The organism is Micromonospora sp. NBC_00860, from assembly GCF_045207375.1.
GTDB lineage: Bacteria > Actinomycetota > Actinomycetes > Mycobacteriales > Micromonosporaceae > Micromonospora > Micromonospora vinacea.
Genome location: NZ_CP108825.1, coordinates 3,147,715 through 3,160,467, shown reverse-complemented (window position 1 = coordinate 3,160,467; position 12,753 = coordinate 3,147,715). Strand labels below are relative to the sequence as shown.

Genomic DNA, 12,753 nt, shown 5'->3' with positions numbered 1-12,753 from the left:
GTCTCGAACTCCGAGGAGCGAGTGGTGACAGTCACCGAGGTAGTCCCGGCCAGCGGCGACGCGACAGCGCGGCGCACGCCGATGCAGGTCCGCAAGCGCGACGGCGGCACCGAACCCGTGGACGTGAACAGGATCGTCCGAGCCGTCGAGCGGTGGGCCGACGACCTGACCGACGTCGACCCGATGCGGGTGGCCACCCGCACCATCAGCGGCCTCTACGACGGCGCGACCACTGCCGAACTGGACCGGCTGTCCATCCAGACCGCCGCCGAGATGATCGGTGAGGAGCCGCAGTACTCGCGCCTCGCCGCGCGGCTGCTGGCCGGCTACGTCGACAAGGAGGTGCGTCGGCAGGGCATCACCTCGTTCAGCGCGGCGATCCGGGTCGGCCACGTCGAGGGCCTGATCGGTGACGACACCGCAGCGTTCGTCGCCGCACACGCCGCGACCCTCGACCACGCCATCGACCCGGACGGCGACCGCCGCTTCGAGTACTTCGGCCTGCGCACTGTGTACGACCGCTACCTGCTGCGCCACCCCACCAGCCGACTGGTGCTGGAGACCCCGCAGTACTGGCTGCTGCGGGTGGCCTGCGGGCTGTCCCGGACGGCGGACGAGGCGGTCGGCTTCTACCGGCTGATGTCCAGCCTGGCCTACCTGCCCAGCTCACCGACCTTGTTCAACTCCGGCACCCGGCACACCCAGATGTCCTCCTGCTACCTCGTCGACTCCCCGCTCGACGAGCTGGACTCGATCTACCAGCGGTACGCCCAGGTCGCCAACCTGTCCAAGTTCGCCGGTGGCATCGGCATCGCGTACTCCCGGGTCCGCTCCCGGGGCGCGCTGATCCGGGGCACGAACGGGCAGTCCAACGGGATCGTGCCGTGGCTGCGCACGCTGGACGCGAGCGTCGCCGCGGTCAACCAGGGTGGCCGGCGCAAGGGCGCGGCCTGCGTCTACCTGGAGCCGTGGCACCCGGACATCGAGGAGTTCCTGCAACTCCGCGACAACACCGGCGAGGACGCCCGGCGCACCCACAACCTCAACCTGGCCAACTGGATTCCGGACGAGTTCATGCGCCGGGTCGAGGCCGACGAGCTGTGGTCGCTGTTCGACCCGCACGAGGTGCCCGAGCTGCCCGACCTGTGGGGGGAGCGGTTCGACGCCGCGTACCGGCAGGCCGAGGCGCAGGGCCGCTACGTGCGGCAGGTCCCGGCACGGGAGCTGTACGGGAAGATGATGCGGACCCTCGCCCAGACCGGCAACGGGTGGATGACCTTCAAGGACGCCGCCAACCGACTCTGCAACCAGACCGCTGAGCCGGGCAACGTCGTGCACCTGTCCAACCTCTGCACCGAGATCGTCGAGGTGTCCAGCGACGCTGAGACGGCCGTGTGCAACCTCGGTTCGGTGAATCTCGCCGCCCACCTCACCGACGGCGGCATCGACTGGGAGCGGTTGCGCGCCACGGTGCGGACGGCGGTTACCTTCCTCGACCGGGTCATCGACATCAACTACTACCCGACCGCGCAGGCGGCGGCGAGCAACCCGCGCTGGCGGCCGGTGGGGCTCGGGCTGATGGGCCTCCAGGACGTCTTCTTCGCGCTGCGGCTGCCGTTCGACTCGCCGGCCGCGCGGGAGCTGTCCACCCGGATCAGCGAGGAGCTGTACCTGACCGCGCTGGAGACCTCCGCCGACCTTGCCCGCGACTTCGGCGCGCATCCGGCGTACCCGCAGACCCGGGCCGCGCGGGGCCAGCTCCAGCCCGACCTGTGGGGCGTCGAGGGTACGCAGACCGCGCGGTGGGACGCGTTGCGCGAGCGGGTCGAGGCGTACGGGCTGCGCAACTCGTTGCTGGTGGCGGTCGCGCCGACAGCGACAATCGCCTCGATCGCCGGGTGCTACGAGTGCATCGAGCCGCAGGTGTCCAACCTGTTCAAGCGCGAGACCCTGTCGGGGGAGTTCCTCCAGGTCAACACCGCGCTGGTACGCGAACTCAAGGCCCGCGGTCTGTGGACCGAGCGGATCCGGGCGGCGATCAAGCGGGCGGAGGGGTCGGTGCAGGACATCGCCGAGCTGCCGGCCGGCGTACGGGAGCTGTTCCGCACCGCGTGGGAGCTGCCGCAGCGGGCGCTGATCGACCTGGCCGCCGCCCGCGCCCCGTTCATCGACCAGTCCCAGTCGCTGAACCTGTTCCTGGCCGCACCGACCATCGGCAAGCTCTCCTCGATGTACCTGTACGCCTGGAAGGCCGGGCTGAAGACCACCTACTACCTGCGGTCGCGTCCCGCCACGCGCATCCAGCAGGCCACCGTCAGCGCTGTCGCACCCGTCGCCGTCGACGCGGAGGCGCTGGCCTGCTCGCTGGAGAACCCCGAGTCGTGCGAGGCCTGCCAGTGACCGCCGCCGACGCCACCACCGACCCCGGCACCACCGACACGAGGACCACGCACATGCTGCTCGACCCCGGGATGGACCTCACTCTCCGCCCGATGCGCTACCCGCACTTCTTCGACCGGTTCCGCGACGCCATCCGCAACACCTGGACGGTCGAGGAGGTCGACCTGCACGCCGACCTCGCCGACCTGGACAAGCTGTCACCGGCCGAACGGCACCTGGTCAGCCGCCTGGTGGCGTTCTTCGCCACCGGCGACACGATCGTCGCCAACAACCTGGTGCTCAACCTCTACCAGCACGTCAACAGCCCCGAGGGTCGCCTCTACCTGTCCCGGCAGCTGTTCGAGGAGGCCGTGCACGTCCAGTTCTATCTCAACCTGCTCGACACGTACGTGCCCGACGAGACCGAGCGCTTCGAGGCCTTCGCGGCCATCGAGAACATCCCCTCGATCCGTCGTAAGGCCGAGTTCTGCTTCCGGTGGATCGACTCGCTGAACGACCTGCGCGAGCTGCGGTCCCGCGAGGACCGGCGGACGTTCCTGCTCAACCTGATCTGCTTCGCCGCCTGCATCGAGGGGTTGTTCTTCTACGGCGCGTTCGCGTACGTCTACTTCCTGCGCTCCCGCGGCCTGCTGCACGGCCTCGCCTCCGGCACCAACTGGGTGTTCCGCGACGAGTCCATGCACATGGCGTTCGCGTTCGACGTCGTCGACACCGTCCGCGCCGAGGAGCCGGACCTGTTCGACGACGACCTGGCCGACCAGGTCCGCCGAATGCTCACCGAGGCGGTCGAGTGCGAGGTGCAGTTCGCCGAGGACCTGGTGGGTCACGGCGTGCCCGGTCTGACGTTGGCCGACATGCGGGAGTACCTCCAGCACGTCGCCGACCGCCGCCTCGCCCAGCTCGGCATCGCGCCGCACTACGGGTCGAGCAACCCGTTCGGCTTCATGGAGTTGCAGGACGTGCAGGAGCTGTCCAACTTCTTCGAGCGGCGGGTGTCGGCGTACCAGGTCGGGGTGACCGGCACCGTCGCCTTCGACGACGACTTCTAGGCGGCGACCTCGGCCACGGGTTGCCATGAGGAACGACCCGCCTCCGCCGATCTTGCACTTTCCGTTGCCGATATGTGCGCAATGCTATTTATGTCGCGACAGGAAGTGCAAGATCGCGGAGAAGGGACGGTCCAGTCTCGTCGATCATGGAGTTGTGGTGCCTGATTTGGTATTGCGCAGGCACTTTGTCGCCCACCACAACTCCATGATCGACGAGGCGGTGCGGGGTTGGCGAACAGCCACTCCGTCTAAAAGCGACGGTGCCTTGCTGCTTCCCATCAATCGATCGAAGGAAGCGGGGCGATCAGCTCTGGGCTTCTGCGACGTAGACACCTTTGCCCGGCTGGCCCTCGACCAACTCGCGGTCTTTGAGGATCGTCATGACCCGGTTGATGGTGGAGATGTGCACGCCGTACTGCTCGGCCAGCTCACGGGTGGACGAGAGTTTCTCGCCCGGAGCAAGCTCACCCGACTTGATTTTTCCCGCGATCTCGTTGGCGATCCGCCGGTAGTCCACTCGCTCGGTCGGCATGGGTCGATCTCCGTAGGGTTCCCTGGTTTCGGCAGCCCAATCTGATCACGAGGAGACCTGATCCAACAAGTTCCACGAAGCACCTTGACCTGCTCCTACAAGTAGGAATAGGTTGCAGCTTGGTCGGGTTCCCTGGTTTCGGCAAACTCCTGGGTTCTCGGCCGCACACCCACCTGGGGGAGCACGGCAGATGGTCGCTGCCCCCAGGTGGGGCCAACATCGTGAACGCGGGAGGGTGCCGCCGTGCCGATCGATGAACCGGTAAGTCGGGCAGACGAACTGTTCGCCGCGATGCGGACGCTTGATGCTCATTGGACTCGGGCACTTGACCAGCCGTGGCGTTCAGGCGGCTGCCTTGAGTGCACGAGTCAGAGCGAATGCCGTCAGCTCGATTGGTCGTTGGGTGTCGTGGCGGACGCCGCATCGATCATGTTGCAGAAGTAACGATGGACGCTGAGCAGTGCGGCGAGTTCGACGACGACTTCTAGGCGGCGACCGATCCGGGAGCCTGGCGTCGCTTGGTGAGCCACCGCATCACGTGCAGGGGGTGCGACGCCGGGTCCGGGATCGGGTGGAAGACGTGTTCGACAGCCCCGTCGGCGACGACCAGGGTCAGCCGTTCGTAGAGCGTCATGTCGCCGGCGGTGCGGGTCGGCAGCCGCAGCGCGTCGGCCAGGGTCAGCCTCGGATCGGGAATCAGCGGGTAGGGCAGCCGCAGCCGGTGGGCGAGTTCACGCTGGTACCCGGTCGACTGCGCGGACAGGCCGTACACCCGGGCGGCGCCGGCCGCGCGGAGTTCCGCGTGGTGGTCGCGGAACCAGGCGGCCTGCTCGGTGCTGCCGCGGGCGCCGTGGATCTCCAGCAGCCCGTTGGGCAGGTCGACGCCCGGTCGTCCGGTCAGCGGGTAGACGAAGATGACGCTGCGCCCGGGGCCGAGCGCACCGAGATCGACCGGGCGGCCGTCGGTGCCGTAGAAGGACAGCGATGGCAGTCTGACGCCGACCAGCGCGGTGGGGTCGGCGCCTTCGGCGGGACCGCCGGGTACGACCTGGGTCGCGGCGGCGTCCAGGCGCGCGTCCAGCGCGTCCCGCTGGGCGGTCAACTTGCCGATCCGTTCCTGGAGGTTGGTGATGGTGCTGCGGTAGGTGGCCACCGCCGCCGCGCACACGTCGGTGTCGTCGGAACCATCGGCGATCGACTCGACGAACGGGCGGGTCTCCTCGACGGTGAGGCCGAGCGCCATCAGCTCGCGGATCTGCGCCACCAGCCGCACCGCGATCGCGTCGTACTCGCGGTAGCCGTTGCTCAGCCGCCGGGGCACGACCAGGCCGGCCGACTCGTAGTACCGCAAGGCCCGGACCGTGGTGCCGGTCCGTCGTGCCAACTCACCCACCCGCATCCCGCGACCCTAAACCCGCACCCCGGGGTACGGGTCAACGTGTCCATCGTCGCGGTGTCAGAGCCGCCGTTTCCTGCCAGTCTGGCTGCGAACAGGCAGCTTGAGCAGGGAGTGTGTGATGACGGCAATCAGTCGGGTACGGGCTCGGCAGATCCTCGACAGCAGGGGCAACCCGACAGTGGAGGCCGACGTGGTCCTCGCCGACGGGTCGACCGGTCGGGCGGCCGTGCCGTCCGGAGCGTCGACGGGGGCGAACGAGGCGGTCGAGCTGCGCGACGGGGACCGGACGCGTTTCCACGGCAAGGGGGTCGGCAGGGCCGTCGGCGCGGTCAACGGCGAGATCGCCGACGCGGTGCTCGGGCTCGACGCGGAGGACCAGGCCCTCATCGACGAGACGATGATCGACCTCGACGGTTCCAAGGACAAGGGTCGACTGGGTGCCAACGCGATCCTGGCGGTGTCCCTGGCGACCGCGAAAGCGGCGGCGCTGGCCCACCGGCAGCCTCTGTACCGCTACGTCGGTGGCGTCGGCGCCCGTCTGCTCCCGGTGCCGATGATGAACATCATCAACGGCGGCGCGCACGCCGACAACCCGCTCGACTTCCAGGAGTTCATGATCGCCCCGGTCGGCGCGCAGACCTTCGCCGAGGCGGTCCGGATGGGCTCGGAGGTCTTCCACACCCTGAAGGCCTCCCTGGCCGCGGCCGGGCACAGCACCAACGTCGGTGACGAGGGCGGCTTCGCGCCGAACGTCACGGACGCCGACGAGGCACTGCGGTTCGTGCTGCGCGCCATCGAGGACACCGGTTACCAGCCCGGCGTCGACGTGCGGATCTGCCTCGACCCGGCCAGCTCGGAGTTCTTCCGTGACGGCGTCTACGACTACGTCGGCGAGGGACGCCGGCGCACCGTCGAGGAGCACGTCGACTACCTGCTCGACCTGGTCTCCCGGTACCCGATCAGCTCGATCGAGGACCCGATGGCCGAGGACGACATCGCCGGCTGGAAGCGGCTGACGGAGGTGGCCGGGGAGCGCGTGCAGCTGGTCGGCGACGACGTCTTCTGCACCGACGTCGACCGGCTGCGCGATGGGATCGACGGTGGTTACGCCAACGCGATCCTGGTCAAGGTCAACCAGATCGGCACGCTCACCGAGACCCTGGCGACGGTGGACGCCGCCCACAAGGCCGGGTACCGGGTGGTGATGTCGCACCGATCCGGGGAGACCGAGGACACCACCATCGCCGACCTGGCGGTGGGCGTCGGCTGCGGGCAGATCAAGACCGGCTCGCTGTCGCGCTCCGACCGCACGGCGAAGTACAACCAGCTCATCCGCATCGAGGAGGAGCTCGGCGAGCGTGCCATCTACGCTCCGAGCCGCTGAGGCGCCGGACCACCGCCTCGGCCGGTCGGCACCGTCACCGTCGGCTGGCGCAGGCCACGCAGGTACGCGCGGACGGGCGGGCGACGAGCCGCTCGGCGGGAATCGGACGGGAGCACCGTTCGCACACGCCGTAGCTGCCGTCGTCGACCCGTCGCAGCGCGACGTCCAGCTCGGCCAGGCGTCGGCGGGTGGCGTCCAGGACGGCGGTGAGCTGCGCGCGTTCGAAGGCGATGGTGCTGCCCTCGGGGTCGTGTTCGTCATCGGCGTTTGACGACCGGGACGCCTCGAAGAGGCTCCGCAGGTCGCCGTCCAGGGCGGTGGCCTGAGCCTCGGTCTGCTCGCGTAACCGCAGCAACTCCTCGCGGACCGCGCTGGAATCCCTGTTCATGGCCGTTCCACAGTACCTGGGGGATGACCGTGGTCACATCACTGGCATTCCGAGACGACCGGTCATATCGTGGTGTCTGTCAGTCAGCCGGAACCCGGGCGAGAGGAGTGCCACGAAATGCCACGACCGAAGTCGCCGGCCTCCGCCGGGACCCGGCAACGGTTGTCCGACGCGGCGCTGGACCTGTTCCACCTGCGCGGCTACAACGGCACGAGCGTCCAGGACATCGTCGCCGCCGCCGGGGCGCCCAAGGGCACCTTCTACAACCACTTCGCCAGCAAGGAAGACCTCGCCCTCGACTCGGTGGCGAGATACTCCGCGGCGATGGGGCTGGAGATGCTCGACGAGAAGCAGGGCGGCACGCCGCTGGAGCGGATCACGGGTCATCTGAGATACATCACCGGCCTCGGCGACACCATGGGTGACCGGGGATGCCTGCTCGGCAACTTCGCCACCGAGATCCCGGCACACAGCGACGTTCTGCGAAACGCCGTCGACGCCGGCTTCGGCCGCTGGGTAGCCGCGCTCGCCACGGCGATCGAGCAGGCGCGGGCCGCCGGTGAACTGCACGGCGACGAACCGGCCATCGATCTCGCCGGCTTCATCGTCTCCAGTTACGAGGGCGCGGCAGCACGGGCGAAGGCATCCGGTGACCCGGCTGCTCTCCAGGAATTCTTCACGATCACCACGGGCCGGATCCTCACCTGATCCGCGTCCGATCCCAGCGGTGACTGTCCGCGTCGTCCCATTCGGCGCGACGTTTACCCAATCCAAGACGACCGGTCGTACGCCTTCGACCGGGAAGCAGCACCCCGCACTGAGGAGTGAGACATGAGCACCTACCTGATCAACCACCTGCGTATCCCCGGCGGAGTGCCGACCGAGGAGTCCCTGCGTTACCTGGAGCAGGTGCAGGCCACCACCGAGGCGTACGGCGCCAAGTGGCTCGTCCTGGATGCCGAGGTGCAGGTCCTCGAGGGCAGCTGGCCCGGTTCGGTCGTGCTGATCGAGTTCCCGGACGCGGAAACCGCCAAGACCTGGTACAACTCGCCCGAGTACCAGGCCATCCTGTCGCTGCGCGTCGATCACACCATCAACGACCTGGTCCTGGTGGACTCGGTCGGCCCGGACTTCACGGTGGCCGGCTACGCGCGTCAGATCCGGACCCTCCTCGGCCAGTGACCAGCGATCGCTGACCTGCCGTACCGCGATCCCTGCGCACGCCGAGCCGTGCGCGGGGATCGGCTACATGAAGTTGCGGGTGTGCAGGGCGGAGAGCGCCGCCGCCTCGTCGGCCCGGAAACCCAGGCGCACGAGTCGGCGTTGACGGCCCTGATCCATCGCGTGTTGCAGGGCCTGCACCCGGCCGAAGCCGGCGGACACGTCGTCCGGATGCCAACCACCCGCAGCGAGCACCACGAGTGCGTCGAAGACGTCGGCGTTGAGGCCTGCCGTGTCGGCCAGCGCGTCGTGGCGGCGGTGGATGGCCGCCCGCAGCCGGTCCCGCAGCAGCGGATCCAGCTGCGCCTGATGCTCCAGGTGTGCCATGCCGAACACCACGTGCCGGCGCTCGTCCTGCATGGCGAGCCAACAGATCCGGCGGGTCACCGGGTCCGGGGCGTTCTCGTGCAGGAACGAGAGCAGGTCGACGAAACTGCCCTCGCCGAGCACGGAGAGCAGGAACGACGCCAACGCGAAGTCCGACTCGCGACGAGCGTGAACAGCGACTGCCGACCGCCGGCGGATGACGTGCCCATCTCGGCGCCCCGCAGCAGCGCCCGCCGGCCGAAGACCTCCATGTGCCGGGCCTCGTCGGCCATCTGCACGGCGAGGAGCTGCACCACCTCCCGAAAGTGCGGATGGATGCGCCCCACGAACCGGGCCGGTACGACGAGGGCGGCCTGCTCGTTCTCGACCAGGTAGGTCATCACCTGCACCACCGCGGCCTCGACGTCGGCCGGCAGCGCGAACGGGTCGTCCCACGGCACCGCGGTCTGCGGGTCCCACTGTCGGGCGGCGGCCTGCGCGTACAGGTGGGGGGCGATGTCGGCCCAGACCAGGTCGCGGTCGTCCAGGTCGAAGCGGGCCTCGGGACCACCGGCTTCGAGGAGCGCGCCCCGGGCGCCGAGCCCCCACCGCGCCGGTGGGCGGCTGCTGAGCGCCGACGGCAGGGCCGGTCCGGCCCGCTCGGCGCCGAACCAGCGGTCGTCGTCCGCCGAACCCCGCACCACGACCGCGACGAGGTCGCTCCCGTCGCCCCGATCCGGCCATTCGACCCGATGGCCCCGACCACGACACCAGGCAGGAAGGTGTACGCGCAGCGCCGGGTCGCGGCCGGTGACCGCCAACCGGCCGCCGGGCGGCAGCCCGGCCAGGGCGCGTTGCACGAGCAGGTGGGCGCCCCGGCCGAAACCCAGATCGCCGAGGTCGACCTCGGGGACCGGTGCCGTGCTCACGGCCGGTAGTCCGGGGCCGTCACCCGCCCGTCGGGGGAGTAGAAGCCGTTGGCGTCGACCGCGTCGGCGAGGGCGTCATAGCCGGTGGTGCGGCCCTCCCGCCAGGCCGTCAGCCCCTCCAGGTCGAGCAGCGGGCGCACCTGCGGATCGGCGTACGACATGCCGAGCAGCAGTTTGCCGAAAAGCCGGACCCCGTCGGACTCCGGTGCGCGGACCGTCATGTTGCAGTGGTCGTAGCGTGCGGTCTGCGCCACGATACGGGTGCCCTCGGGCGGTAACGTGCCCTCCTGGACGAACGCCAGATGGTTGGCGTCGATCATGCAGGCGGCGTCGACCTCCCCGGCCACCAGGGCGCGGGCCGCGTCGCGCTCGCCGCCGATGTGGTCGCCGTGCAGGCCGACACCCACGTCGAACCGGCGTACGTCGACAGTGACCCCGCCCGCCGCGAGGTGACCCAACGGAATCAGCGTCGCCTGTGGACTGTCGATCGCCCCGACGGCGACCACCCGTCCGGCGAGGTCCGCGACCTGGCGCACCGGCGAGTCCGCGCGAACCACCACGACCGAGGTGAGGTCCTGGTCGGTGTCGCGCATGGCGAGCGCACGCACTGTCGTGCCGTTGGCGGCCGCCAGCCGCTCGGCCCGCAGCCAGGCCAGGGGAGAGTTCCAGGCCGCGTCGATCCGCCCGGCGACGAGATCCTCGACCTGTCGCTCGTAGTGCGAGTAGAGGACGAAGTCGAAGTCCAGGCCCCGCCCGCGCAGCCAGGCACGGAACCCCTCCCAGATGGTCACCACCTTGGGGTCGTACGCGACCGCGCCCAGCAGAACGGTTGGCGCGGGCATCAGCGGTTGGCCTCGTCGAGCAGCGGCAGCCCGGTGGCGACCCGACCGACGAAGTCGTGCAACGCGTCGGTTGTCGGTGCCATCACCCGGGCCGCGCGGGCGTCCCGGAAACGGCGCTCAAGGCCCAACTCCTTGCGGAAGGCGCTGCCGCCGCAGAGCTGCATCGCGCCATCGGTCACGTCGGCGACGGTCTCGCCGGCGAGCGCCTTGACCTGGAGCACCCGCAACATGGCGTCGTCGCGGCCGGTCTCCAGTGCGGTGAGCGTGTCGCCCAGGAAGGCGCGCAGCGCGTCGGTGCGGATCATCAGCCGGGCGAGGTCGCGTCGGGTGACGGGCGCGTCGCGCAGGGCGGCACCGGTGTGCGCGAGCGTGGTCCTGGTGAGATGTCGGCCGGCCTCGGCCACCGCGCTGTCGGCGAGACCGAGGCAGAAAGCGGCGTTGAGCACCAGGAACCAGGGCAGGACCGCGCCGAGCGCGGTGTCGAGCCCCGCCCCGTCGGCAGCCATCCTCGCCGCCGCCGGAATGTGGAGCCCGTCGGCGGTCATCGGGCGGGAGCCGTTGCCGCGCAGGCCCAGCCCGTCGAAGTCGCCGGTAACGCTCAGGCCGGCGCTGTCGGCCGGCACCAGCCACAGCGTCATCGGGCCGGCGTCGCGGGTCAGCGGAAGGCTCGACCAGACGTAGCTGTTGGCCTCGCCGGCCGAGGTGACCCAGCTCTTACGGGCGTCGAGGCGGACGGTGTCGGCGTCGTCGGCCGCCGCGGTGCCGGTCGGTGACCAGAAGTGGCTGCGCGAGCCGTACTCGGAGAACGCCAACGTGGTGAGGTGATCTCCGGCGGCGATGGCCGCGCGGACGTCGCGCGGGCCGTGCGCCTCGATGACGGCGGTCGCCGCGTAGTGCATGAGCACCACCATCGCGGTGGACCCGCACTCGGCGCCCAGCCGCTCGATGACCTCGGCGACCGCTCGCATGCCGTGGCCGCCGCCACCGACCTCGGTCGAGGAGGCCAGGCCGAGCAGGCCGGCCGCGGCGAGAGCGTCGACGCCCGGACGGGGGAAGGCCCCGTCCCGGTCGACGATCGGCGCCTGCGGGCGGATCACGTCGTCGATAACCGTGCCCAGTGTGTCCGCGGGATCGGTGGCGGTCTGGGCATTGTCGACACTGGTCGTCATGCCGTTACCCCTTCAGGGAGGCCGATGGGACCGCCGTCGACACTATCCGAACCCGAAGACGCAGCGCGAGCGTCGGATTACCGTCTGACGCGGGCGTGGTCCCGGTGGGGTCGGCCGTGCCCGTCGTCCCGGTCGATACGCAGTTCCCGTTCCAACTCGGTGATGACCGCCCGCAGGTCGTCCAACCGTTGGGTGAGCGCGATCCGGTCCACCTCGTCCGGCACGCCGTCGCCGTCCTCGTCGTACCCGGGGGCCAGGCGTTCGGTCATCTCCAACCGGCGGGCCTCCTCCATGGAGTTCACGATGACCGCGATGAGGATGTTGAGCAGCAGGTTGACGGTGATGACCACGTAGCTGACGTAGTAGAGCAGCGTCCACGGTGAGATCGCCATGCCCTGCTCGATGAGGTCCGGCAGTGTCTCCAGCGACAGCAGGACGAACAACGTCAGCAGCGACCGGCCGATGTCGCCGTACTCCTCCGGGTACCTGTTGCCGAAGATCAGCCAGCCGGCCATGCCGTACACGTAGAGCGTCACCACGGCCAGGGCGAGGAACCCGGTGACACCGGGCAGGCTGCGCCACAGCGCGGAGACGATGGTCCGCAGACCCGGCGAGAACCGCACCAGGCGGACCATGCGGGCGACCCGCACGACCCGCAGCAGCGCCGGGTCGCCGTGCAGGCCCGGGATGAAGATCGCCGCGATCACCACGAAGTCGAAGACGTTCCAGCCGTGCCGGAAGAAGTCCTGTGGGCGTCTGCCGTAGGCGGCCAGCCGGACGGCGATCTCGACGACGAAGACGGCCCGGAAGAACAGTTCCAGCCCGTGCAGCGCGGTGCCCGCCGGGCTCAGGTCGTCGTACGTCTCCAGGCCGAGAACGATGCCGTTGGCGAGGATGACCACGACGATGGCGATCTCGAAGGGGCGGGACCGGGCGAGCCTGTCGCATCGGTCGGTCCATCCTGAGCGGTGCGGCTCTGGTGTGGACGGACCACCCCGCGGGGCGGGCACGGGTGCGTCACTCACCAGTCGGCCGACTCGATCAGGCGCGCCGCCGCGGGGGCCCACCTCCGGCCGTCGTCGTGGCGGTGCGGATGGTGTGCGGGCATGCCCACCAGCCTATCCAAGATCAACG

Annotated in this window: 13 protein-coding genes; 5 read left to right on the top strand and 8 right to left on the bottom strand. The window is 69.8% G+C overall.

Annotated features, from left to right (window positions below):
* Window positions 1-81: 81 nt before the first annotated feature.
* Window positions 82-2,400 (top strand): ribonucleoside-diphosphate reductase subunit alpha, encoded by a 2,319-nt coding sequence (locus OH804_RS14615; protein ID WP_406066541.1) that lies wholly within the window; start codon window positions 82-84, stop codon window positions 2,398-2,400.
* Window positions 2,401-2,453: 53 nt separating this feature from the next.
* Entirely contained in the window at window positions 2,454-3,449 is a 996-nt protein-coding gene (locus OH804_RS14610) for a ribonucleotide-diphosphate reductase subunit beta (protein ID WP_355493658.1), read from the top strand.
* A 304-nt stretch (window positions 3,450-3,753) separates the two neighbouring features.
* On the opposite strand, the gene OH804_RS14605 is transcribed toward OH804_RS14610, so the two are convergent.
* Both OH804_RS14605 and OH804_RS14600 read right to left on the bottom strand, forming a co-directional pair.
* On the bottom strand, window positions 3,754-3,981 hold the full coding sequence (locus OH804_RS14605; protein ID WP_196922595.1) for a GntR family transcriptional regulator: 228 nt from the start codon (window positions 3,979-3,981) through the stop codon (window positions 3,754-3,756).
* 484 nt (window positions 3,982-4,465) lie between these two features.
* Entirely contained in the window at window positions 4,466-5,380 is a 915-nt protein-coding gene (locus tag OH804_RS14600) for a MerR family transcriptional regulator (protein WP_406065741.1), read from the bottom strand.
* A 118-nt stretch (window positions 5,381-5,498) separates the two neighbouring features.
* Here OH804_RS14600 and eno point away from each other — a divergent pair, with 118 nt between their 5' ends.
* A complete protein-coding gene (gene eno, locus OH804_RS14595) occupies window positions 5,499-6,764 on the top strand; it encodes a phosphopyruvate hydratase (RefSeq protein WP_406065739.1) in 1,266 nt (421 codons plus the stop codon).
* 34 nt (window positions 6,765-6,798) lie between these two features.
* On the opposite strand, the gene OH804_RS14590 is transcribed toward eno, so the two are convergent.
* Window positions 6,799-7,152, bottom strand: a complete 354-nt coding sequence (locus tag OH804_RS14590; protein ID WP_196922598.1) for a TraR/DksA C4-type zinc finger protein — start codon at window positions 7,150-7,152, stop codon at window positions 6,799-6,801.
* A gap of 117 nt (window positions 7,153-7,269) precedes the next feature.
* On the opposite strand from OH804_RS14590, the gene OH804_RS14585 reads away from it, so the two are divergent.
* Window positions 7,270-7,860 carry a TetR/AcrR family transcriptional regulator gene (locus OH804_RS14585; protein ID WP_196922599.1) on the top strand — a complete coding sequence of 197 codons (591 nt, stop codon included), beginning with the start codon at window positions 7,270-7,272 and terminating at the stop codon, window positions 7,858-7,860.
* Window positions 7,861-7,983: 123 nt separating this feature from the next.
* On the top strand, window positions 7,984-8,334 hold the full coding sequence (locus OH804_RS14580; protein ID WP_196922600.1) for a DUF1330 domain-containing protein: 351 nt from the start codon (window positions 7,984-7,986) through the stop codon (window positions 8,332-8,334).
* 63 nt (window positions 8,335-8,397) lie between these two features.
* Here OH804_RS14580 and OH804_RS14575 read toward each other — a convergent pair whose 3' ends face one another.
* The 5 genes from OH804_RS14575 to OH804_RS14555 all read right to left on the bottom strand — a co-directional run bounded on the left by OH804_RS14575 (window position 8,398) and on the right by OH804_RS14555 (window position 12,644).
* Entirely contained in the window at window positions 8,398-8,844 is a 447-nt protein-coding gene (locus tag OH804_RS14575; protein WP_406065737.1) for a hypothetical protein, read from the bottom strand.
* Window positions 8,757-9,608 (bottom strand): sulfurtransferase TusA family protein, encoded by an 852-nt coding sequence (locus OH804_RS14570; protein WP_406065735.1) that lies wholly within the window; start codon window positions 9,606-9,608, stop codon window positions 8,757-8,759. The genes OH804_RS14575 and OH804_RS14570 overlap by 88 nt, the downstream gene beginning before the upstream one ends.
* A complete protein-coding gene (locus tag OH804_RS14565) occupies window positions 9,605-10,450 on the bottom strand; it encodes a phosphate/phosphite/phosphonate ABC transporter substrate-binding protein (RefSeq protein WP_406065733.1) in 846 nt (281 codons plus the stop codon). The genes OH804_RS14570 and OH804_RS14565 overlap by 4 nt, the downstream gene beginning before the upstream one ends.
* Entirely contained in the window at window positions 10,450-11,619 is a 1,170-nt protein-coding gene (locus tag OH804_RS14560; protein ID WP_406065731.1) for an acyl-CoA dehydrogenase family protein, read from the bottom strand. The genes OH804_RS14565 and OH804_RS14560 overlap by 1 nt, the downstream gene beginning before the upstream one ends.
* 77 nt (window positions 11,620-11,696) lie before the next feature.
* A complete protein-coding gene (locus tag OH804_RS14555) occupies window positions 11,697-12,644 on the bottom strand; it encodes an ion transporter (RefSeq protein ID WP_406065729.1) in 948 nt (315 codons plus the stop codon).
* Window positions 12,645-12,753 lie beyond the last annotated feature (109 nt).